The organism is Mesorhizobium sp. LCM 4577 (assembly GCF_001854795.2).
GTDB classification, from domain to species: Bacteria; Pseudomonadota; Alphaproteobacteria; order Rhizobiales; family Rhizobiaceae; genus Mesorhizobium; species Mesorhizobium plurifarium.
Genome location: NZ_MDDU01000053.1, coordinates 85,899 through 109,413, shown reverse-complemented (window position 1 = coordinate 109,413; position 23,515 = coordinate 85,899). Strand labels below are relative to the sequence as shown.

Sequence of the window (23,515 nt, the reverse complement as noted above, 5' to 3'; positions counted from 1 at the left end):
CCATGGCGAACCCGTTCGACCTTACGGGCAGGGTGGCGCTGGTGACCGGCGGCGGGCGCGGTATCGGTGCCGCCATCGTCACGCGTTTCGCAGAGGCCGGCGCCTCGGTGGTCATCGCCAACCGCACGCTCGACGTCGCCGAGGCGCTTGCCTCCGAGCTGTCCGCGCGTGGCCTATCCACCCGCGCCGTCGCGCTTGCCGGGCTGGACCGCGCGGCGCTGCACGCCCTGGTCGGCGATGTTGCGGGCAAATCCGGCCGCCTCGACATCGTCGTCCACAATGCTGGCGGCTGTCCCTGGGCCTCGGTCGAGGAACTCGACGAGGACAAGCTGGAAGAGGCGCTTGCGGTGAACCTCAAGGCCTGCTTCTGGCTGGCGCAGGCGGCCGCCCCGGCGATGCGCGCCAACGGCTTCGGCCGCATCCTTGTCACCTCGTCGGTTTCGGCGCGCGTGGCGATGGCCGGCGGCGCGCACTACTCGGCAGCCAAGGCAGGCGTCAACGCCTTCATCCGCGGCGCCGCCTTCGAGTTCGCCCGCGACGGCATCACCGTCAACGGCGTCGAGCCGGGCTTCATCGCCAAGCCGGGCAGGGGCACGATGAGCAAGCCGGAGGTGGCGGACAGGCTCGGCCAGTTCATCCCGATGGGCCGTCTCGGCGAGGCCGATGACATCGCCTACGCCATGCTCTACCTCGCCTCGAGCCAAGCGAAATACACCACTGGCCAGACCATCGTCGTCGACGGCGGCTCGACCCTGCCAGAGACCGGCTATGCCGTCGAACGGCATTGGGGGCTCGCATGAGCCGCCGCCTCGAAGGCCGCACGGCTCTGGTCACGGGTGCCGCCACCGGCATGGGCCGCRCCACCGCCGAATTGTTCGGCCGCCACGGCGCCAAGGTTATCGCCTTCGGGCATGGCGGGGACGTGCTGGATGAAGCGGCCAAGGCCAGTGGCGGCACCGCCGTACGCGGCGACATCACCGATGCCCGCGACATCGCCCGCGCCATCGAAGCCTGCGGCGGCCGCCTCGACATCGTCGTCAATGCTGCCGGTGTCATGATCCTCGACGAGCCGGAGACGCTGAGCGACGAGACCTGGGCCAAGAGCTTTGCCGTCAACGTCACCGGCTCGATGATGGTCTGCCGCGCGGCGCTGCCGCTGCTCAAGCAGCGCGGAGGCGCGATCGTCAACATCGCCTCGGTCGGCGCCTTCAACGCCAGCGGCCAGAACGCCGCCTATTCGGCGAGCAAGGCAGCACTCGTCTCCTACACCCGCTCGGTGGCCTTCGCGCATGGTGTCGACGGCATCCGCGCCAACGCGGTGGCGCCCGGCTGGGTGCGCACGCCGATGAGCGTCTACGAGATGAAAGTCGCCGCAAGCGCCAACGGCTCGACGCCCGACGCGGAGTTCAAGGCGCTGACCAGCCGCATCGCGCTGCGCCGCGTCGCCGAGCCTGAAGAGATCGCCTCCTGCTGCCTGTTCCTCGCCTCCGACGAAGCGTCCTTCGTCACCGGCGCGGTGCTGGTCGCGGATGGCGGCGGCCGCGCCCCGACACAGAACAGGGCGGTGTGACGTGAATTGAGGTTTGCCCGTCCGCCAGCATGAGGGTGCCGGTCGGCGGGAGCAGGAGGAGAAGAGAATGCCCGAGAGAAGTGCCGACCTGGTTTTCACCAATGGCCGCATCTACACGCTCGACCGCAAACGGCCCTGGGCATCGGCCGTCGCCGTCAAGGGCGGCCGCATCGTCGCGATTGGCGAAGGTGCTGATGTCGCCGCGCTGACAGGCGCGGCTACCCGCGTCGTCGACCTCAAGGGCGCGATGATGATGCCGGGCATCGTCGACGTGCATGCGCATCTGATGATGGGCGGCCAGGCTGAGCTTTTCGAATTGCGTTTTCCGCCGACCGCGAGCTTCGAGACGCTGATCGCGCGCGTCGGCGAGGCAGCGGCCAAGGCGCCGGAAGGCTCCTGGATCATCGGCGGCCAATGGGGCAGCGATCTCTTGCCGAAGCTCAACCGCCTGGAAGCGCTGGCGGCGCTCGACCGGGTCAGCCAAGGCCGGCCGGTGATGCTGCGCGACGACACCTATCACAATCGCTGGGTCAATTCGCAGGCGCTCGCGCTCGCCGGCCTGTCGGCTTCTTCGTCTGATCCGGAGAAAGGCTCCATCGGCCGCGACCCGACGACCGGCGCGCTGACCGGCATGATGATCGAATCCGCCGCCGGCATCGTCGAGCGCACCATCGCGCAATCCGGCCACTACACCGAAGAGATGGACCGTGCCGCGATGGCGCGCTCGATCGCGACGCTCAACTCCTACGGCGTCACCGCATTCCTCGACGCCGCCGCCATGCAGCCGATCCTTGCGGCGTTGAAGGGCCTCGACGATCGCGGCGAGCTGACTGCCTGGTCGGTCTCGGCCATGCCCGCGGTCGAGCCGTCCTTCATGTTCGGCATCGCCGGCGATGAGCTGATCGCGCTGCGCGAGCAATATCGCGGCGCCCATGCGAAACCGGATTTCGTGAAGATCTTCCTCGACGGCGTGCCGGGCGCCCGCACCGCCGCCTTCCACGAGCCCTACACCAAGGATCCAGTTCTGGGCTGCTGCTTCCGCGGCTCGACCATCGTCACCGTGCCGGAGCTGATCCGCTGGGTCGGCAAATGCGAGAAGCTCGGGCTCGGCGTGAAGATCCATTGCGCGGGCGACGCCGCCGTCAGCCAGGCGCTGGACGCGATCGACGTCGTGCGTTCCTTCAACGGCCCGACAAAGCTCAAGCATCATATCGCGCATGCGAGCTACATCGCGCCGGACGACATCGCCCGCTTCGCCGACCTCGGCGTCGTCGCCGACCTTTCGCCTTTCCTTTGGTATCCGACGAGCTTCCTCGAAGGCCACAAGCAGACGATGGGCGAGGCGCGCGCGCTGCGCTTCTGGCCGAACAAGGACCTGCTCGCCGCCGGCGCGCTGCTCGCCGGCGGCTCCGACTGGCCGGTGATGCCCAACCCCGATCCGTGGGACGGCATCGAAGGGCTGGTGACTCGCCGCAACCCGAGCGGCGAGTTTCCGGGCGCGTCGCTCTGGCCGGAGCAGGCGATCGACGTGGCCACGGCGCTCGAGATCTTCACCATCAATTCGGCCCGCGCCATCGGCCTTGCCGACACAGTCGGCTCGATCGAGATCGGCAAATCGGCCGACCTCATCGTGCTCGACCGTAACGTGCTGGAAACGCCGGCCGACGACCTCGCCGACACCAAAGTGCTGACGACGTATTTCGAGGGGAGGGTGGTCTATGAGCGCGCCTGATCCCGCAATCGATGCAAGGGTTCCGGTGGCGGTGCTTACCGGCTTCCTGGGCAGCGGTAAGACGACGGTGCTCAACCGCCTGCTGCGCCAGCCCTCGCTTGCCGGCGCCGCAGTCATTATCAACGAGTTCGGCGCCGTCGGGCTCGACCATCTGCTGATCGAGGCCAGCGAAGAACAGTTCACGCTCCTCGACAATGGCTGTGTCTGCTGCACGGTGCGCGGCGATCTGGTCGCCACGCTGAAGGAGCTGGATCGTAAGAGCCAGGCCGGCGAAACGCCGCCGCTTTCTCAGGTGATCATCGAAACGACCGGCCTCGCCGATCCGGCGCCGATCCTGCACACGCTGATGGCCGAAGCCGAGCTCATGACACGCTTTCGCATCGGCGGTGTCGTCACCACCGTCGATGCGGTGAATGGCGCGACGACGCTCGCCCGCCATTCCGAAGCGGCGAAGCAGATCGCCGTCGCTGACCGGTTGCTGATCACCAAGACCGATCTCGTCTCGAACGAGGCACTCGGCGGTTTGCGGCACCGGCTTGAGCATCTGGCGCCAGCCGTCGAGCAAACCGTCGCCCGCAATGGCGAAGTCGAACTCGAACTGCTGGCGAGCCTGCCCGCTGATGCTGCGGCGGACGCGACCCGCATCGCGATGCGGGTCGAAGCGGCTGGTCACCACGACCATGGATGCGGACCTGATTGCCGCCATGGTCACGATCATCATCACGACACGCACCACGGCATCCGGTCCTTCAGCTTCATTATCGACAAGCCGGTCGAATGGGACGCTTTCGCCCGCTGGCTGGACTACGTCGCGGCACTGAAGGGCGAGGACCTGCTGCGCTTCAAGGGCATCGTGCGCACAGCCGACGATCCCGAGCGGCCGCTTGTGCTGCATGGCGTGCAGCACGTCTTTCATCCGCCGGCGCGGCTCGATCGCTGGCCGTCGGCGGACCGACGCACCCGGCTGGTGTTCATCGTCCGCGACATCGAGCGCGAGACCATCGCCCGCACGCTGGTGAAGTTCGCGGCGGTCGACGCCGCCAGCATCGTTTCGCCCACGCTCGCCGCCGCCTGAAACCGAACAACGCATGACAAAAATGGGAGAATGAACATGCACTGGAAATCGAGACTGCTCGCAGCGGCATTTGTCGGCATCGGCCTTGTCGCCATGGCCGGCACGGCGTCCGCCGCCGGCCCTACCTGCAAGGACGGCGCCATCAAGGTCGGCGCCGTGTCGACCGTCACCGGTCCGGCCGACTTCTCGGAAGTGCCGAAAGCGACGCAGGCCGCCTTCGATGCCGTCAATGCGGCCGGCGGCATCAATGGCTGCAAGATCGACTACACGATCGCCGACGACAAGGCCGATCCGGCGGTCGCGGCACAAGCCGCGCGCGACCTGATCGACAACAAGGAAGCGGTCGCCCTGGTCGGCTCCGCCTCCCTGCTCGACTGCGCCGTCAACTCCGCCACCTACAGCCGCAAGAAGATCCTTTCGGTGCAGGGTCTCGGCGTCGACGCCGCCTGCTTCTCCTCGCCCAATGTCGCGCCCGTCAATGTCGGCCCGTACACGCTGTCGACGGCCATGGCCTACTACGCCACCAATGAGCTGAAAACGAAGAAGCTCTGCGCCTTCTTCATCATCATCGGCGGCACGCAGGAGGCCTACAAGAAGGCGATCGAGAACTGGGAGAAGATCAGCGGCCAGAAGATCCATCTCCTCGACTTGACGCTGCCCTTCCAGGGCGATCTGACGCCCTATGTCATCAAGGCGCGCGATGCCGGCTGCGACGCGGTTCTGACCAACCAGGTCGAGCCGCAGGTGGTGCAGCTGATCAAAACTGTCGATGCGCAGAAGATCACGGGCATCAACTGGCTGTTCCTGGCGCCGGGCTACACCGAGCAGGTCGCCAAGGCGCTCGCTGACACCAAGCAGCCGATCTATGTCGGCACCGAATGGGAGCCCTATACCGAGAAGAATTCGGCCGCCAACGCGCAGTGGATTGCCGACATGCAGAAGGCAAACCGGCCGCTCACGGCCTTCTCGCAGGGCGGTTATCTCGCCGCGGAGATATTCCTCAAGGTGGTCGCCTCGATCGACGGCGAGGTCACGCGCGGAAGTGTCGCCAAGGCATTGCACGACATGCAACCGCTCACCAACCCGCTCGCCGGCTCGCCTTACGTCTTCGGCAAGGCCAAGACGCATTCGCCGATGCAGGCCACCAAGGTGATGAAGCTCGATGCCGGCGCCTGGAAGGTCGAGACGCCGGACTGGGTCGTGCTGCCGCAGGCCAAATGAGGTCCTCCCGGGTGTCGGCGCTGTCTCTCGTGACCGGCCTCTTCTCCCCGCTCACGGGAGAAATGTCGGGCATGAGGGGCGGCGCCGACCTCGACAGATATTCGGGCCGATGCCGGCCCTACTTCCAGATTGGGAAAAGATGAACGCATTGCTCACATCCGCCGTGGCGGGACTGACGGCCGGGGGCACGTATGCCCTGCTCGGCGTCTGCGCCGTCTTCACCTACCGGCTCGTCGCCGTGGTGAACTTTACCGGGGCGGCGATCGGCACCGCCGGCACCTTCGTGCTGATCGCGCTGTTCGAGGCCGGTTTCCCGATCTGGCCCTCTGTGCTGGCGGGGATAGCGGCCGGCACGGCAACCGGCGTCGCGGTCGGCAATATCATGACCAGATGGTTCGGCGAGGCGAGCGCTTCGACCAAGGCGGCGGTGACGGTGGCATTGCTCGTCGGCCTGATCGCAATCGGGCTGCGCCTCACGGGCGGCCAGCATCCGCACAACATGCCGGAGTTGTTTCCGGGCTCGGCTTTCCGTCTCGCCGGTGTCGAGGTGACCATCGCCTCGGTGCTCACCATCGGGTTGGCGGTGCTGTTCACCATCCTCTCCGATCTCTTTCTCAACCGGACCAAGATCGGCCTCAATCTGCGCGCGCTGGCCGACCGGCCGATGGCGGCGGAACTGCTCGGCGTGCGCGTGCAGCTCCTGTCGCTGCTGGTGTGGGGCATGACCGGCGCCTTCACGACTTTCGCATTGATGATCATCGCGCCGCAGCGCTCACCGAACTTCATGACGCTCAGCCTGCTTGTCGTGCCAGCGCTGGCCGCGGCGCTCATCGGCGTCTTCCGCAGCTTCTGGTGGGCGTTGGCCGGCGGTATCGCGCTCGGCATCGTCGAAGGACTGGCAAGCTCCATCGACAGCGTCAGCCAGTATCGCAGCGCCATCCCGTTCCTGGTGGTGCTTGCCGTTCTCCTCTGGTCGCAGCGGGAGGCCCGCTGGGATGAAGCGCGCTAGTCTTCGGGCCTCTTTGATCCTTATCGTCGTCGCGCTCGTCGCCGGCGGCGTCGCCTATGCCGGCCTGCTGCCCTCTTATTGGGTGTTTCTCGCAACCTCGGTGCTGATCACCGGCGTCGCGCTGCAGAGCCTCGGCCTCGTCGCCGGCCGCACCGGCATGATCGCGCTCTGCCAGATGTCCTTCGCCGGCGTCGGCGCCTGGACGGTCGGCTATCTCAACCTCGCCGAGGCGCCGGGCGGCCTCGTTGCATGGATCCTGATCGGCGGCCTTGCGGCCGTGCCGTTCGGCATCGCCATCGGCCTGCCGGCGCTCAGGCTGCGCGGCATCAATCTCGCCATCGTCACGCTCTCCTTCGCCACCGCGTTCGACACTATCCTCGCCACCATGACGTATCCCGGCCAGACCGACTTCCTGCAGGTGCCGCGGCCGGAACTGTTCGACAGCGACGAGGGCTATTTCGTCTTCGTGCTGCTGTTCTATGTCGCGATTGCCGTGGCGCTCGAAGTCATCAGCCGCTCGCGGCTCGGCGCATCCTGGCTGGCCGTGCGTCACTCGGAGCGCGCCGCAGCCGCTCACGGCGTCAGCATCGCCACCGCCAAGCTCTCGGCTTTTGCGCTGAGCGCCTTCGTCGCCGGCATTTCCGGCGGCCTGCTTGCCGGCTATCTCGGCACGCTGGTCGCCGAGAATTTCAGCATGATGCAGTCGCTCTCGCTCTATGCGGTGTCGGTGATGACCGGCGCGCATTTCGCCGAGGGCGCGATCATTGGCGGCCTGCTCGTCGTGATGTTCCCGGAAATCCTGCGCCGTCTCGACTGGCCGCAGGACATCGGCAACGTGCTGTTCGCCATCGGCGCCACGCAGGCGCTGTCGACCGGCGAGACGATGAGCGAGACCTTCCGGCGCCAGTTCCGCAAGCTGTTGCCGGCCGGCGCGCCAAAAGCCGCCGTCGCGTCCGCCTCGGAATTGCCGGGACCAATCGAGCGCGCCGCCGGACCTGCGCTTAGCATCGAGGGGCTCACTGTTCGCTATGGCAGCGTCGTCGCGCTGAACAATGTCAGCCTGAGCGTTGCCGCCGGCACGGTGGCCGGGCTGATCGGCCCGAACGGCGCCGGCAAGTCGACTTTCATCGACGCGGTCGCCGGCTTCCTGTCGTCCTATCAGGGCAGTGTGCGGCTGGGCGGCAAGCCGCTCGAAGGCGTGCCGGCGCATCTGCGTGCCCGCGAGGGCGTGCGCCGCAGCTGGCAGACCAACCGTATCGCGCCGGAGCTCACCGTAGGCGGTTATCTGGCCTTGGCGGCCAGGGGCCTGTCGGCGAATGAGACCAAAGCGGTGCTCGATTGGCTAGACTGTCCGCATCCCGACACGCTTGTGGCTTCGGTCGATGCCGGCACCAGGCGTCTGCTCGATGTCGCCGGCGTTGTCGCGGCCCGCCCGGCCGTCGTGCTGCTCGACGAGCCCGCCGCCGGCCAGTCGCACGAGGAGACGCTGCGGCTCGGCCAGCGGATCGCCGAGATCCCAAAGCTGTTCGGCTCGGCGGTGCTTCTGGTCGAGCATGACATGGACCTTGTGCGTGCCGTCTGTTCGGAGGTCACCGTGCTCGACTTCGGCCAGGTCATCGCATCGGGCCCGCCGGCCAAGGTGCTCAGCGACCGGGCGGTGAAGAAAGCCTATCTCGGCATCGAGGAAGAGAGCGTGGCGGCATGAGCAGGCTCGTCGTTTCCAACCTGTCGATCAACCGCGCCGAATTGCCGGTCGTCACCTCGGTCGACCTTGTCGCGGAGAGCGGCGCGATCAGCGTGGTGCTCGGCGCCAATGGCGCCGGCAAGACGACCCTGCTCGAAGGCCTTTCGGGCATCATCCCGGTCGCCGGCGGCACCATCGCCATCGACGGCCGCGAATTGCAGAAGGCACGGCCCGGCGCCCGGTCGCGCGAAGGCCTCGCCCACGTCGAGCAGGGCCGCACCGTCTTCCGTCAGCTGACGACGGAAGAGAATTTGCGCGTCAGCCTGCATCCGGGCGCCGACATCGCGGAAGCCTATGCGTTGTTCCCCGAGCTGGTGCAGCGTCGCGCGGTGAAGGCGAGCCTGCTGTCCGGCGGCGAGCAGCAGATGCTGGTCATCGCGCGGGCGCTTCTCACCCGCCCGAAAGTCTTGCTGATCGACGAGATGTCCGCCGGTCTCGCCCCGGTCATCGTCACGCGTCTGATGACGGCGGTGCGCAAGCTCGCCGATGACGGCCTGGCCGTCGTGCTGGTCGAGCAATTCGCGGCGCTCGCGCTCTCGATCGGCAACCGCGCCTATGTCATGCGCCGCGGCCGCGTCGTCTATGACGGCGACTGCGCGAGGCTGCGGCAATCGCCGGACGAACTGCATCGGCTTTATCTCGGCGGAGCCGAAAGCGCTGTACCTGCCTGACACGTGCACTGTGGACGGGCGCTTTCGCATCGCGCGCGACGACAACAGCTTCCAAGGCGGGGGACGCTCAGCCAGCGCAGCTTGCCGCTGGGATCGGCGATCGGCTGGCAGTTCAATTTCGAGATGCAACCGCAGCTCGGATATTCTCCGGTTCTCCCGTCATCGCCAACCGGCAATGTCACGCCGATTACGCCGGATGGATCCGGCTATGGCTTCGTCCTGGAGGCGATCGGGTCCCGGGAGCCGCGCGCGGCGCGCACCAGGTCGAAACCAGCAGCGCCTTGAACATGCTTGTTTGACTCGGTTCCACCTTGCATGTAGGTTTATGTTGCCTGCTAGGCAGGTAGGTGGCAACGGGGCCACCATTCAGATCAAGGCAAAAGGGCCTCCCTTTGACTCCGCTCCAGGAGCCATCGGGGGGCCTTTGTCGTTTGTGCGATACCGACCGAGAAGCCAAGGGGAACAGGCGCCGGTCGGCCGGAAGGCGAGGATAGGCGCGGAAAAAGGCAAAAAAGCCGCCGCGGCAGGCATCCAGACAAATTCATGGCCGACAGCACTTCCACCGAGGAAAACGCGGGCTCGGACAAGGGCGTCCAATCGCAAGACGGGCCGTCACGCAACGCGATTGACCCAGGAGGGTGCAATGACGAAGACCACGGACATCGATACGCTCGATGAAGTCGACCACGTCCTTGGCGAAGAATACGAGCACGAACCCGTTCCCATTTCCGCCAGGCGGAGCACGTTTTCGGTGACGACCGTCTGGATCGGGTTCCCGATGATCATTACAGGAGCGATGACCGGATCCATCCTCGTGCTCGGCATGGGGTTCCGCAACGCGCTCTGGGCGATGGGGATCGGCAACCTCATCATGTTCGCTTACGTCGGCGCGCTCGGCCTTCTGGGGACGCGGCGCGGCATGAACTTCGCCCTTCTGGCTTCAATCGTCTTCGGCAAGAAGGGCTATGTCTTCGCGTCCGGCCTGCTGTCGACGCTGCTGCTGGGGTGGTATGCGGTCCAAACCGGGATAACTGGCGCCCTTATAAGCTCGGCCTATGGCCTGAACTACGTCGCCATGACCATCGTGGCCGGCCTGCTCTATATCGGCATCACCTTTATCGGTGTGCGTGGTCTCCACCTCATCGGCCTGGTTTCTGTGCCGCTTTTCGTCATCCTCGGCGGATGGGTAGCGCTCGATGTCGCCTCGACGTCCGGATGGAACGCAATTTTCAACTATCCCGGGAACAACGGCGCCGCGACCATGACGATGGGCATCGGCCTGACCGTGGTCATTGCGCTCTTCATCGATGCCGGCACGGTCACCGCCGACTTCAACCGTTGGGCCAAGGATGCGCGCAGTTCAGTGGTCGCTACCTTCTCGGCGTTTCCATTCGCAAATCTTCTCGCGATGCTGGCCGGCGGGGTGATGACCGCGGCGCTGGCCGTGCCGAACGCAAACCCGTTCGGCACCGACAACATGTTCGGCTACATGAACGGCAAGCAGATCGGCTGGCTCGGGGCGCTCGCCTTCCTCTTCCTCTATTGCAATCTCGGCTCGGTCTGCGCGCACTGCCTCTACAACTCGGCCACCGGTTGGTCGCGGATCCTGGGCACGCGCATGCGGATCATGGCGGTGGTCCTCGGCATCATCGGCATCGTGGTTGCCGCCGGCAATGTGTGGGCCTTCTTCATTCAGTGGCTGTCGCTGCTCGGTGTTGTGGTGYCGCCGATCGGCGCCATCGTGCTTGTCGACCAGTATCTCTACCGCAGGAATGCGGAGATCGGCGAAGACTGGCGGCCAACCGCTTTCATCGCCTGGGCAATCGGATCGGCCGTGGCGCTGATTGTCGAATTCTACGCCCCGCATTTCTCCACGGCCATCAGCGCCATGCTGGCAGGCGGYATCGCTTATGCCGTGATCGGCCGGCAGCAGCAGACTGCACGGGCGGCCGCTTGAGATTGGATCGGGCGGGCCGCTTTCGCGTCCCGCCTCAAACTCGCAAGGAAAGTGAAGCATATGGCTGATTATGAAATCTTCGACCTCGGCGACTTCGCCCTGCAGCGCGGCGCCACGCTGCGCAACGCCAAGCTCGCCTACAAAACATTCGGCGAGCTGAACGCCAAAAAGGACAACCTCATCGTCTATCCGACCTGGTATTCGGGCCAGCACGCCGACAATGAATGGCTGATCGGCAGTGGCATGGCGCTCGACCCAGCCAAATATTGCATCGTCATCCCGAACATGTTCGGCAACGGTCTCTCATCCTCGCCGAGCAACACGCCCGAGCCTTACAACGCATCCCGCTTTCCGCTGGTAACCGCATACGACAACGTCCGCGCCCAGCATCGTCTTGTGACGGAGAAGTTCAAGGTCCAGAAATTGCCGCTGGTCACCGGCTGGTCGATGGGCGCGTTACAGACCTTCCAGTGGGGTGCTCAGTATCCCGAGATGGTAGAGCGCATTGCTCCGTTCTGTGGGTCGGCCAAGTGCTCGCGGCACAACTTCGTCTTCCTCGAAGGCGTCAAGGCAGCGCTGACGGCCGATGCAGCCTGGAACAATGGTTGGTATGAGAAGAAGCCTGAAAAAGGTCTGCGTGCGATGGCCAGGGTCTATGCGGGCTGGGGTTTTTCGCAAGCATTCTACCGGCAGAAGTTGGATCTCGAAACGCTGGGCTTCTCCTCGCTCGAGGATTTCCTGATCGCATTCTGGGAAGGGTTCTTCCTGCCGAAAGACGCCAACAATCTCCTGACGATGCTGTGGACCTGGCAGAACGGCGATATCTCCGACAACGAGCTGTACAAGGGCGACTTCAAGAAGGCGCTGTCGTCCATCCGGGCAAAGACCTACGTTATGCCGAGCCGGACGGATCTCTATTTCCCACCCGAAGACAGCGAGTTCGAAGTGGCGAACATGCCCAATGCCAAATTCATTCCTTTCGAGTCCATCTGGGGTCACTTTGCCGGCGGCCCCGGCACGAGCCAGCAGGATGTGAAGTTCCTGGACGGCAAGCTCAAGGATTTGCTGGCCAGTTGACCGCGATCGCGGCCGACCGCAGGATTGCGGCCGGCCGCGTCCGACAACAAGAAAACGCAGTTGGGGAACTTTGGGAGCGTATGTTGACCAGATCAAGCAATACCTCCGAACCGTGGCGCGTCGGCGTCCTCTTTTCCCGCTCCGGCTTCATGGCCGTCATCGAGGAAACGCAATTCAGGGGAACGCTGACGGCGATCGAGGAGATAAACGCCGCGGGCGGCGTCAACGGCAGGCCGATCGAGCCGATCTGTTACGATCCGGGCTCCGAGGCCAGCGCCTTCGGCCGCTACGCCAAGAAGCTGATGGTCGAGGACGGAGTCAGCACGATATTCGGCTGCTACACATCAAGCAGCCGCAAGGCGGTCCTGCCGGTCGTCGAGCGGCTGAACGGCCTGCTGTGGTATCCGACCCTCTACGAAGGTTTCGAATTCTCCCCCAATGTCATCTACACCGGCGCTACGCCCAACCAGAACAGCGTCGAACTGTGCCGTGTGCTGATGCAGACCTACGGCACCCGCTTCTACTTCATCGGCTCGGACTATATCTACCCGCGCGAGTCCAACCGCATCATGCGCGAGCTGATCCGCAACAGCGGTGGCAGCGTTGTCGGCGAGTCCTACGTCAACATGGGCGCCAAGCGTGCCGAATTCCTGCCGGTCATGCGTGAAGTGAAACGCGCGCAGCCCGACGTGATCTTCTCGACAGTCGTCGGCGATGGAACGGTCTACCTTTATCAAGCCTATGCCGAGCTCGGGCTCAACCCGAAGATGATGCCGATTGCCAGCCTCACCACCACGGAGGCCGAGATCCGCGCCATGGGTCATGACGTCGGCGAGGGCCACATCACCGCGGCTCCCTATTTCCAGGGCATCGGCAACGAGCGCAATTCCACCTTCGTGCGCCACTACCAGAAGCGCTATGGCGAGGACGAGCCGACCAACATGTGCCTGGAGGCTTCGTACTTCCAGGTCAACGTGTTTGCCAAGACCTTGGAGCAGACCGGGTCGATGGACACAGAGATCCTGCGGTCGTCCGTGATGGGGTCCGAATTCGAGGCGCCACAGGGCGAWGTTGTCATCAATCCGATCTGGGGCCATGCGGATCTGTGGACGCGCATCGGTCGCGCGAACCGGCAGGGCCAGTTCGACCTCGTCTATGAGTCCCCAAGCTGCGTTCGATCCGATCCCTATTTGCTTGGCTACGGCCGCAGCCTGCGCCAGCGATCCCTGGAACTAACCTGACCAAGCGGCAGCAAGGGAGGACAATCGTGCAAGAGACCGTCGACATGAGGAATGGTCGCGACAAGATCGGGCAGGCAGGGGCACCACGGAGGGATGGTGGGGTTTTCACGCAATCCTCCCCTTCTTCCGCAACCAAGTCGCTCTGGGATCTCAAGGTTGCCGTTATCGTCGACCGAGATGACGATGGCGAGCGGCTCGTGCGCGAGTTGCAAAGGTTGCGCTGCCAGGTGCATCACGAATGGCCGATCCCGCCGCAGATACCGGTTCATTACGATGCCGTGTTCTGCACGCTGTCCGCGGACCTGCCGCAAAGGCTGCCCTGGATACCCGGAGAACCGGGGGCTGCCCTTGTCGTCATCGATCGCGGCGACAGTCCGCTCGACCTCAAGCTTCTGCACAATTGCGCCGCCCACGGCGTGCTCCATTATCCGACGACGACGCGCTCGGTACAGGCGGTCCTTTCATTGGCGCGCAGCCATTTCCTCTATGAGCGCCGCCTGCGCGGCCGCATAGATAAATTGGACGAGAGCCTGCGCACGATGCGCAGCGTCGAGCGCGCGAAATCGCTTCTGATGCGGGTGAAGAACATCACCGAGGAAGAGGCCTACAACTACCTTCGCCGGCAGGCGATGGAACGGCGCGTGACGATCGGCGCGGTCGCCAGCGCCATTGTTGACTCCTACGATCTTCTCAGCTAGCGTTTTCAAATTGGCGGCAACGGTGCCGCCGGCGAAATACAGGTAACGGAACCTCACGGCATTCGCGAAAGCGGGACGTGGGGTTTTTTGTTGCGAACGACAGAGTTCGCGGGCGGCAGGGTGCCGCGCACATCAAAGGCACTGAGGCCTCGAAACGATCTGCTTCACGCAGCTCGCTTCGGGGCCTTTTTCGTTTTCAAGGGGAGAAAAAGGTGAACAAAAACCGTCGTAGTTTTCTCAAGGCCACAGCCGCGCTCGGCACAGTGTCCCTCGTCGGATTTCCGCATATCTGGAGCAAGAACGCCTCGCTGGCGCGCGCCGCGGACGGCCAAATCAAGGTAGGCGTCCTGTTCTCGCTGACCGGCACCACGGCCATCATCGAGGAATCGCTCAACAAGGCCACGGTCCTGGCCATCGAGGAGATCAATGCCGCGGGTGGCATCAACGGCATGCAGATCGTGCCGGTGGTCGAGGATCCCGCCTCCGATCCGGCCACGTTCGCCGAAAAGGCGCGCAAGCTGGTGCTGTCCGACAAATGCGTTTCGGTCTTCGGCTCCTATACGTCGGCCAGCCGCAAGGCGGTGCTGCCGGTGTTCGAGAAGCAGAACAACCTCTATTGGTATCCGACCCTTTACGAGGGGCGCGAATGCTCCAAGAATGTCATCTACACTGGGGCCGTGCCCAACCAGCAACAGGATGATTTCGTCCCCTGGCTGGTCAAGAATTTCGGCAAGCGCTGGTACCTCATAGGGTCGAACTACATTTATCCGAAGGAGGAAAACAACTACTGCAAGAAGCTGCTGGCCGAACTCGGCGCCGAGGTGGTGGCCGAGGAATACGTCCCGCTCGGCCATTCCGAATTCTCATCCGTCATCAACAAGCTCAAGGCGGAAAAGCCGAACGTCATCTTCTCCACCGTGGTCGGCGACTCGGTGGTGGCCCTGCACCGGCAATACCATGCCGCCGGGCTCGACCCTGYGACCATGCCGATGGCCAGCCTGACGACGTCGGAGAACGAAGTGGCGGCCATGGGCGGCGAGGCGGCTGCCGGGCACTTCACCTCGGCGCCTTACTTCATGGTCTGGGATTCGCCTGAGAATCATAAATTCGTCGACGCCTACAAGAAACGATGGGGCGCCGACAAGGTCACCCATTTCGTGTCCGAGCCGTCCTACTTCCAGGTCCACCTGTTCAAGCAGGCGGTCGAGAAGCTCGCCGGCAGCGACATCACGCCCAACACCATCCGCGAGGCGGTCAAGGGCCAGGAGATGGTGGCTCCGCAGGGCAAGGTCCGCATCGAGCCGGAGAACCTGCACACCTGGCTGTGGCCCAAGATCGGCCAGTGCCAGGCAGACGGCCAGTTCAAAATCCTGAAGCAGTCCGCCGAGTGGCTCGAGCCGGTGCCCTACAAGGCCTACCCGAACCAGAAATGCACGGCGGAAGGGCTCAAGCAGGTCTGAGACCGGAAGACGGATCGGCGGCGCCCGGGACGGCGCCGCCCCTTCGAAAGGTGTGCCATGGATATCATCGTATCGCAGCTCATGACGGGCCTCAGCATCGCATCGATCCTGATGCTGGTGGCGCTTGGTCTCGCCGTCATCTATGGCGTCACCGGCGTCATCAATCTGGCGCATGGCGAATTCGTCATGCTAGGCGCCTATGCCGCCTGGGCGCTGCAGACCGAGTTCGGCATGGGTTTGCTCGCGAGCCTGGTGCCGATCTTCATCATCATGGCCGCGATTGGATGGCTGGTCGAGGTGCTGGTCATCAGCCGTCTCTACGACCGGCTGCTCGACACCATCCTTGCCACCTGGGGCATCGGCGTCATGGCGCAGCAGGCCGTGCGCCTGGCCGCGGGCGGCGAGCTGCGCTACGTGCAGATGCCGGAGCCGCTGTCGAAGAGCGTCACCATCCTCGGCGCGACGGACTCGGCCTACCGCCTGTTCATCCTGTTCGTGGCGCTCGCTCTTTTCGTCCTCACCTGGGTGATCTACCGGCACACCAATTTCGGCCTCAAGCTCAGGGCGATAACCCAGAACCGCGCCGTCGCCTCGAGCTACGGCATCAACGCCAGCCGCATCTATCGGCTGACCTTTGCATACGGAGCGGGCCTTGCCGGACTTGCGGGCGCCCTGGTCTCGCCGCTGAAGAGCGTCTCGCCGGAGATGGGCACCAACTATGTGGTCGATGCCTTCATGGTGGTCGTCCTCGGCGGCACACAAAGCCTGATGGGAACGCTGGCAAGCTCCGGCATCCTGGGTGAGCTGTCCGGCTATCTGGCCTTCTATTCGAACGACACGATCGCCAAGGCGCTCGTGCTGCTCGCAATCGTCGTCCTCATCCGCTTCCGGCCACAAGGGCTCTTCACCGCCCGCGTGCGGACTTGAGTCGTTGCGGATTTGAATCAGGGAAACAGCTCAGTGTCCGGCAAGACAAAAACAGAAATCGTGATCTGCGCGGCGGTATGCCTGGCGATCCTGCTTGTGCCCGTGTTCATGAACGACTCTTTCCTGCTCAACAAATACGCCCGCTATCTGGTGCTTGGCATGCTGGCCATCGCGCTTAGCCTGTCATGGGGCTACGCCGGCATCCTGAACCTCGGCCAGGCCACCACCTTCGGGCTCGGCTCCTATTGCATGGCGATGGCGCTGAAGCTGAAGACCATCCCGATCCATACGGGTCCGGATGGCCTGCCGGATTTCATGGTCTGGAACAACGTGCCGGAACTGCCGTGGTTCTGGAAGCCTTTTTATTCCACGACCTTCGGCGTGACCGCCGGCATCGTCATACCGGTCCTGTTCGCGGCGCTTCTCGGCTGGTTCATGTTCCGGGGCCGCGTGACGGGGGTCTATGCGGCGATCACCACGCTGGCGGCAATGGTCGTCGTTCAGCTCGTCATCATTGATCAGCAGGCCTATACGGGCGGCTTCAACGGCATCACCGACCTCGCTCAGTTCGACGTCGCCGGCTTCGCTTTCGATGCCTACGGCTCGGCGAGCTACTATCTGGTCGCCATCTGCCTGACAGCTTCACTGTTCCTTGCGCTGGCGGTCACCAAAAGCAAGGCCGGCCTGATCGTGCAGGCGATCCGCGACCAGGAAGATCGCGTCCGCTTCTTCGGCTACGACGTCGCGCTCTACAAGATCTTCATCTTCTCGGTCTCGGGCGCCATCGCCGGGCTCGCCGGCATGCTCTACACGATCGTGATGGAGTTCGCCTCGCCGACCTTCATGGGCGTGCCGCTCTCCCTTTCCGTCGTCATCTGGGTTGCCGTGGGTGGGCGCCAGAGCTTGGTCGGCGCCATGCTGGGCGCCCTGATCGTTGCCGGCATGCAGGGCGCGCTGTCGGAATCGGAGACATTTCTAGACTCCTGGACGCTCGTCATGGGCCTGCTCTTCGTCCTTGTCGTGCTGTTCCTGCCCAAGGGCATAGCCGGCGCCGTGGAAACGATCACGGCACGGTTTGAGCGTCGGTGCCCCGCGCCTGCCCAGCAGCCGCAGCGAACCGACGCCGCGGGCGCCGGCACCCACCATCTGGAGAGCCTGCCATGACCAAGGCCGGCGCTCAGCTCGTTGTCGACAAGGCGAAAGTATCCTTCAGCGGCTTTGTAGCCGTTTCTAATCTCACATTGCGTGTGGCGCAGGGCGAGCTTCGCTGCCTCATCGGGCCGAACGGCGCCGGCAAGACCACGGCGCTCGACCTGATCTGCGGGAAGACGCGGCTCGCTGCCGGCGAGGTGTATTTCCAGGATAAGCCCATCCACCGCTTGAGCGAGCATGCCATCGCCCGCACCGGCATCGGCCGCAAATTCCAGGTGCCGAGTGTCTTTCGCGATCTCAGCGTGCGCGACAATCTCCAGATCGGGCGCTCCGCAAGCCCAGGCGTCTTGTCAAACCTGTTCAGATTCCGACAGAGCCGCGACAAGGCCGATATCGAAAGGCTGGCGGAGCTCGTCGGCCTGGAGGATGAGCTGGGCACGCCGGCGGCGCATCTTTCGCACGGACAGACCCAATGGCTCGAGATCGCGCTCATCCTGGCGCAGAACCCGCTTCTGATCCTGATGGACGAGCCGACCGCCGGCATGACCCAGCAGGAGACGAAGAAGACCGCCGACCTGTTCTGCCGGCTGCGCGGCAAGCACACGCTGATCGTCGTCGAGCACGACATGGGTTTCGTGCGCGACATCGCCCAGACCATCTCCGTCATGCACCAAGGCAAGCTGCTCGCCGAAGGAACGATCTCCGAGATCGAATCCAACCAGGCGGTGCGCGATGCCTATCTCGGCTCGGGAGGGATCGGCCATGCTTGAGCTTGCCAATGTCGACGGCTTCTACGGACGCAGCCGCGCGCTCCAGTCGGTGTCACTGAGCGTCGGCACGGGCGACTTCTTTTCCGTGTTGGGCCGCAACGGTGTGGGCAAGACGACGCTGCTGCGGACGGTGCTTGGCCTGATGAGCCGCACCACCGGTTCCATCAGGCTGGACGGCGAGGAACTGGTCGACCAGCCCACGCACAAGCGCGCGCTGGCTGGCGTCGGTTACGTCCCGCAGGGCCGCGGCATCCTGCCGGGCTTCACGGTGCGGGAAAACCTCATGGTTGGGACTTTCGCCGCGAAGGGCGGCGGCGGGCGGATCGCCGAGTGGGTGCTGGAACTTTTCCCCATTCTCAAGGAATTTCTCGGCCGCCGCGGTGGCAACCTTTCAGGCGGCCAGCAGCAGCAGCTCGCCATTGCGCGCGCCCTGCTGTCCGAGCCCAAGATCATGCTGCTCGACGAGCCGACCGAGGGTATCCAGCCCAACATCGTCGAACAGATCGAGAATGTGCTGATCGACCTCAATCGCAAGCACGGGCTGACGATCGTCCTGGTCGAACAGAACATCGCATTCGCCCGCCGCGCTTCACAGCGTTTCGCCATCCTCAACAGAGGCAGCGTCGCGGTCAGCGGCCCGATCGGGCAGCTCAGCGATGAGATGATCCACCAGCATCTGGTTGTCTAGATGGACACCGGCAAACCCCAGGAGGAGTAAGACATGTATCACGGCGATATTTCGAGCAGCAACGACACCGTCGGCGTTGCCGTCGTCAATTACAAAATGCCACGCCTGCACACGCGCGACGAAGTGCTCGCCAATGCCCGCAACATTGCCAAGATGGTCGAGGGGATGAAGGCCGGTCTGCCCGGCATGGACCTCGTGATCTTCCCTGAATATTCCACCCACGGCATCATGTACGACCAGAAGGAGATGTACGAGACCGCCTCGTCGATCCCTGGCGAGGAAACCAAGATCTTTTCCGAGGCCTGCAAGAAATCCCGTGTCTGGGGCGTCTTCTCGCTGACCGGCGAGCGCCATGAGGAGCACCCCAACAAAGCTCCCTACAACACCCTCATCCTGATGAACGACAAGGGTGAGATCGTGCAGAAATACCGCAAGATCATGCCCTGGGTGCCGATCGAGGGCTGGTATCCGGGCGACTGCACCTATGTCTCCGAAGGTCCGAAGGGGATGAAGATCAGCCTCATCATCTGCGACGACGGCAATTACCCGGAAATCTGGCGCGACTGCGCCATGCGCGGCGCCGAGCTGATCATCCGCTGCCAGGGCTATATGTATCCGGCCAAGGAACAGCAGATCCTGATTTCGAAGTCGATGGCCTGGGCCAACAACGTCTATGTCGCGGTCTCCAATGCGTCCGGCTTCGACGGCGTCTACTCCTATTTCGGCCATTCCTCGATCATCGGCTTCGATGGCCGCACGCTTGGCGAATGCGGAACGGAAGAAAACGGCATCCAGTACGCGCAGCTTTCGACATCACTGCTGCGCGACGCGCGCCGCAACATGCAGTCGCAGAACCATCTCTTCAAGCTGCTGCACCGTGGCTATACCGGCCTCATCAACTCCGGCGACGACACGCGCGGGCACGCTGTGTGTCCGTATAATTTCTACAAGCAGTGGATCACCGATCCGGAAGGCACGCGCGAGAAGGTCGAGGCGCTGACCCGGCAGACTGTCGGCACGCCGGAAAGCCCGATCGAAGGCATTCCCAACAAGGTGGCAGCCCATCGTTGAGCGACGGTCGCTGCCAAGCGCCGCGGCCTGCGAGGGGCCGCGGCGCACCTAGAAAGCATGCCGCCCAAAAGCGCGCAGCGATCTTGGCGGCATACGCAAAGACATGGACTTGTGCCACGCGTTTGGAGATTGAAATGGATCGAGGGACCGGATCCGCCGCGGTAGAAGGCGATGCGTTGGGGGATTTCCGCATCGTTTCCGAGCCTTACTTCCGGCCCGTCGGCAATGAAGTCGCCCTATTCGAAGCCGCCTTCGCATCGCGCATGCCGGTTATGCTCAAAGGTCCGACGGGCTGCGGCAAGACGCGTTTCGTCGACCACATGGCATGGCGGCTCGGCCGGCCGCTGATCACCGTCTCGTGCCACGAGGACATGACCGCCTCCGATCTCGTCGGTCGCTACATGCTCGATGCCGACGGCACGGTCTGGCACGACGGACCGCTGACGCTCGCCGTCCGCTCCGGCGCCATCTGCTATCTCGACGAGATCGTCGAGGCCCGCCAGGACACCACGGTCGTCATCCATTCGCTGACGGACGACCGCCGCATCCTCCCGCTGGAGAAGAAGAACGAGGTGCTCAAGGCACACCCGGACTTCCACCTCGTCATCTCCTACAATCCTGGTTACCAGAGCGTVCTGAAAGACCTCAAGGAATCGACCAAACAGCGCTTTGTCGCCATAGCCTTCTCCTATCCCGAGCAAGCGGTCGAGACCGAGATCGTCGCGAACGAGGCCGGCGTCGATCGGCCGCTGGCGCAGACCTTGGTTCGGATTGGCCATCGCGCCCGCAACCTGAAGGGACACGGACTGGAGGAAGGCGCTTCGACCCGCATGCTGATCAACGCCGGTCTGCTCGCCCGCCGCGGCATTCCGATCGACGAGGCCTGCGAAGTCGCCCTGGTGCTGCCGATCACCGACGACCCCGACATGCGCGACGCGCTGAAGTCCGCCGTCGCCGCCTGCATTTGAGCGTCATGGCCAGCCTTGTGCAAACACCGGCGCGGCACGACGCGACCGATGAGGAAATCTTGCAACGGCAATTGGCTGACGCGTTTCCCGGCGATCTTCATCAGGCCTGGATACGCGCCTGCCGGCGCCTGTCCGGGGCGGGCTATGGCGAGGGGGTCACCGACGCCTATGTCCGCTTGTCGCCCCAAATCGCGCGCCTGGTCTCGCCGCAGACGGCCGTCGATCTCGCCGGCGTCGTCTCGGGCGTTGCCATCCGCGCGGGGCGAGCCGCGGCGGCGCTGCTGCCCGAACAGGCGCTCGCCGCCGCCGAGACTGTCGGGCGGGACGGCTTTCCCCGCTGGCTGCTGCTCGTGGAATATGTCAGCAACAGCGCGCCGGAATCGTTGGCGCTCTTGTTCGCCCATATGCCCCAGCTGCTGCTCCAGGTCGGGCTGGAGGGCCTGGAATCATGGACCCGCATCGGCATACGTATGGCCGAAGGAGATCGGGAAAGACGCCTGCGTTTCTTCCGGCTTGACGACCCCTCCGCCATCCGATGGCTGCAGCGGGCCAGCGGCCAGATCGGCTTTGCCGATATGGAAGCAAAGCTCAGGCCCTTTCTCACGGCGCTGTGGGGCGACAGCCCGCCACTTCGCGAGACGCCTTCCAACGCGCACGAGCAGGCGCGACGGCGCGCCGGCTTCGACGGCAGCGTGGTCCGCCTGCCCTCATCCTTCCCCGGCTTCCAGTCCGCCGATGCCGAGCGCCTTTACCGCGCGGCGGTCGCCCACATCGGCGCTCATCTGCGCTTCACGCGCGAACGCTTTCCCGTCGGCGGCCTCAAACCGGCGCAGATCGCGCTGGTATCGCTGATCGAGGACGCTCGCGTCGAGCAGCTCGCAATTCGTGAACTGCCCGGGCTTGCGCGACTGTTCCTGCCTTTTCACACCGTGCAGCCATCGAGCGCCGTCACGGCGCCGGCCCTTTTCGCGCGGCTGGCGCGCGCGCTCGCCGATCCATCCTACGAGGATCCGAACCCGTGGATCGCCAAGGCGCGCGAGGCCTTTTTACGGGAAGACCCGCATGACCAGCAGCTCAGCCGGCGGATCGGCAACCTGCTTGGCAACGATCTCGGCCAGATGCGGATCCAGTTCGACCCCAGGAACTATGTCGTGCAGCCGCCGTATCGCGACGACAATCTCGGTCTTTGGGATTTCGGCGATGACGACAGCCAGGCCGAGGATGCCGAACAGGTCCTGTCGTCGGCGCGCATCCGGCAAGAGGAGAACCACGAGCGCCCCGACCGCATTGAGCAGGAGAGCAGGCCGGACGGCGAGGCGGGACGCGTGCAGATCGAACCTTTGAGCATGGGAGGCGTGCTGGTGGCGCGCTATGGCGAGTTCGACTACGTGACCGGCCGCGAACAGCCGGACTGGGTGTCAGTCAAGGAATATCCCGCAAATGCGGCAACGGCCGCGCAGGTGGCGCGGCTGCGCGAGAAGCGCGGCGACCTTGCCGATAGGGTCACCGCGTTGATTCGTTCGGCCAGGGTCAGCCGTGCTGAACGCCTGCGGCGGCAATCGGAGGGCGAATTCCTCGACATCGATGCCTGCATCGATGCCGCGATCGCGCGTCGGATCGGGGAGACGCCGAGCCCGCGCATCCATGGCCGCTACGAGCGGCGCAGCCGTGACCTGTCGGTGCTGCTTTTGCTGGACGTTTCGCAATCGACCAACGATCGCGTCGCCAACGGGCGCCGGACCGTGCTCGACATCGAGCGCCAGGCCGCGGCGCTGCTGTCGCAGGCTATGTCCGGTCTCGACGATCCCTTCGCGATCGCCGCATTCTGTTCCGATCGTCGCGAGGACGTGCGCTATACACGGATCAAGGATTTCAGCCAGCCTTATGACAGCTTGGTCGAGGCGCGGCTGGCGGGGCTGCAAGGCAGCTTTTCGACCAGGCTCGGCGCCGCCATCCGGCACGCTGGCGCCGACCTCGCGACACAACGCAGCTACAGGCGACTGCTTCTCGTCGTCAGTGATGGCGAGCCATCGGACATTGATGTCGAGGACCGTCGCTATTTGGTAGAAGATGCGCGCAAAGCGGTGCAAGGTCTCAGCCGTCTTGGCGTCAACACATTCTGTGTCGGGCTGGATTCCAACGCCGAATCCTATCTGGGCCGCATCTTTGGCCAGAAGAACGCCTTCAGCATCGCCACGATCGACCGACTGACCGACCTGCTGCCCAAGCTGTACCTGGCGCTCGGAAGATGACCACGACCGTGCCGCGCGTCGAAAATCGAACATCGTGAGGGGTCTTGAGGAGGCGTTTACTTCATCGCGCGCTCGGCGGGCATCCGCGAGAATGACAGGATAGCCGCCTAGAGAAACGCGATAAAATTTGCCCAGCCGCGACTTGCGCGCCGAAAAAGTAGGCAAATTCAGCCATTTGCGGAGACTGAAGCGTAGAGGCTTCGGCGGAAGGAACTGTGGGGATGGTGCCCAG

At 64.3% G+C, this 23,515-nt stretch carries 20 protein-coding genes; all 20 read left to right on the top strand.

Annotated elements, in window-relative coordinates:
• The first annotated feature begins 2 nt into the window (after nt 1-2).
• The 20 genes from LCM4577_RS29445 (at nt 3) to LCM4577_RS29350 (ending at nt 23,283) form a co-directional block, all read left to right on the top strand.
• Nucleotides 3-800: an SDR family oxidoreductase gene (locus LCM4577_RS29445; protein ID WP_071074447.1), complete on the top strand. Its 798-nt coding sequence runs from the start codon at nt 3-5 to the stop codon at nt 798-800.
• A complete protein-coding gene (locus LCM4577_RS29440) occupies nt 797-1,570 on the top strand; it encodes an SDR family NAD(P)-dependent oxidoreductase (RefSeq protein ID WP_071074446.1) in 774 nt (257 codons plus the stop codon). Before LCM4577_RS29445 ends, LCM4577_RS29440 begins: the two co-directional genes overlap by 4 nt.
• Before the next feature lie 67 nt (nt 1,571-1,637).
• Complete coding sequence (locus LCM4577_RS29435) at nt 1,638-3,302, top strand: amidohydrolase (RefSeq protein WP_071030775.1); 1,665 nt, start codon at nt 1,638-1,640, stop codon at nt 3,300-3,302.
• Nucleotides 3,289-4,377 (top strand): GTP-binding protein, encoded by a 1,089-nt coding sequence (locus LCM4577_RS29430; RefSeq protein ID WP_041001999.1) that lies wholly within the window; start codon nt 3,289-3,291, stop codon nt 4,375-4,377. Before LCM4577_RS29435 ends, LCM4577_RS29430 begins: the two co-directional genes overlap by 14 nt.
• Nucleotides 4,378-4,413: 36 nt before the next feature.
• Complete coding sequence (locus LCM4577_RS29425; RefSeq protein ID WP_041002278.1) at nt 4,414-5,598, top strand: ABC transporter substrate-binding protein; 1,185 nt, start codon at nt 4,414-4,416, stop codon at nt 5,596-5,598.
• A 139-nt stretch (nt 5,599-5,737) separates the two neighbouring features.
• Nucleotides 5,738-6,607: a branched-chain amino acid ABC transporter permease gene (locus tag LCM4577_RS29420; protein ID WP_041002001.1), complete on the top strand. Its 870-nt coding sequence runs from the start codon at nt 5,738-5,740 to the stop codon at nt 6,605-6,607.
• Complete coding sequence (locus LCM4577_RS29415) at nt 6,594-8,312, top strand: ABC transporter permease subunit (protein ID WP_041006735.1); 1,719 nt, start codon at nt 6,594-6,596, stop codon at nt 8,310-8,312. Before LCM4577_RS29420 ends, LCM4577_RS29415 begins: the two co-directional genes overlap by 14 nt.
• The gene (locus LCM4577_RS29410) at nt 8,309-9,022 is read left to right on the top strand and encodes an ABC transporter ATP-binding protein (RefSeq protein WP_071074445.1); all 714 of its coding nucleotides are present in this window, start codon (nt 8,309-8,311) and stop codon (nt 9,020-9,022) included. The genes LCM4577_RS29415 and LCM4577_RS29410 overlap by 4 nt, the downstream gene beginning before the upstream one ends.
• 643 nt (nt 9,023-9,665) lie before the next feature.
• Entirely contained in the window at nt 9,666-10,979 is a 1,314-nt protein-coding gene (locus LCM4577_RS29405) for a cytosine permease (protein ID WP_071074444.1), read from the top strand.
• A gap of 60 nt (nt 10,980-11,039) precedes the next feature.
• On the top strand, nt 11,040-12,056 hold the full coding sequence (locus LCM4577_RS29400) for an alpha/beta fold hydrolase (protein ID WP_041002006.1): 1,017 nt from the start codon (nt 11,040-11,042) through the stop codon (nt 12,054-12,056).
• A gap of 80 nt (nt 12,057-12,136) precedes the next feature.
• Nucleotides 12,137-13,297 (top strand): transporter substrate-binding domain-containing protein, encoded by a 1,161-nt coding sequence (locus LCM4577_RS29395; RefSeq protein WP_071074443.1) that lies wholly within the window; start codon nt 12,137-12,139, stop codon nt 13,295-13,297.
• Between the two features lie 26 nt (nt 13,298-13,323).
• Entirely contained in the window at nt 13,324-13,995 is a 672-nt protein-coding gene (locus LCM4577_RS29390; RefSeq protein ID WP_083354883.1) for an ANTAR domain-containing response regulator, read from the top strand.
• A gap of 212 nt (nt 13,996-14,207) precedes the next feature.
• Nucleotides 14,208-15,455, top strand: a complete 1,248-nt coding sequence (locus LCM4577_RS29385; RefSeq protein ID WP_071074442.1) for a transporter substrate-binding domain-containing protein — start codon at nt 14,208-14,210, stop codon at nt 15,453-15,455.
• A gap of 57 nt (nt 15,456-15,512) precedes the next feature.
• Nucleotides 15,513-16,382 (top strand): urea ABC transporter permease subunit UrtB, encoded by an 870-nt coding sequence (urtB, locus tag LCM4577_RS29380; RefSeq protein WP_071074441.1) that lies wholly within the window; start codon nt 15,513-15,515, stop codon nt 16,380-16,382.
• A 33-nt stretch (nt 16,383-16,415) separates the two neighbouring features.
• On the top strand, nt 16,416-17,546 hold the full coding sequence (urtC, locus tag LCM4577_RS29375; RefSeq protein WP_071074440.1) for an urea ABC transporter permease subunit UrtC: 1,131 nt from the start codon (nt 16,416-16,418) through the stop codon (nt 17,544-17,546).
• Complete coding sequence (gene urtD / locus LCM4577_RS29370) at nt 17,543-18,304, top strand: urea ABC transporter ATP-binding protein UrtD (protein WP_071074439.1); 762 nt, start codon at nt 17,543-17,545, stop codon at nt 18,302-18,304. Before urtC ends, urtD begins: the two co-directional genes overlap by 4 nt.
• Complete coding sequence (urtE, locus tag LCM4577_RS29365; protein ID WP_040985665.1) at nt 18,297-18,992, top strand: urea ABC transporter ATP-binding subunit UrtE; 696 nt, start codon at nt 18,297-18,299, stop codon at nt 18,990-18,992. The genes urtD and urtE overlap by 8 nt, the downstream gene beginning before the upstream one ends.
• Nucleotides 18,993-19,025: 33 nt before the next feature.
• Nucleotides 19,026-20,063, top strand: coding sequence for an aliphatic amidase (locus LCM4577_RS29360; protein ID WP_040985664.1), 1,038 nt, complete (start codon nt 19,026-19,028; stop codon nt 20,061-20,063).
• A 134-nt stretch (nt 20,064-20,197) separates the two neighbouring features.
• Complete coding sequence (locus LCM4577_RS29355; RefSeq protein WP_071074438.1) at nt 20,198-21,031, top strand: CbbQ/NirQ/NorQ/GpvN family protein; 834 nt, start codon at nt 20,198-20,200, stop codon at nt 21,029-21,031.
• Nucleotides 21,032-21,102: 71 nt separating this feature from the next.
• Complete coding sequence (locus tag LCM4577_RS29350) at nt 21,103-23,283, top strand: nitric oxide reductase activation protein NorD (RefSeq protein WP_157900515.1); 2,181 nt, start codon at nt 21,103-21,105, stop codon at nt 23,281-23,283.
• The last annotated feature ends 232 nt before the right edge of the window (nt 23,284-23,515 follow it).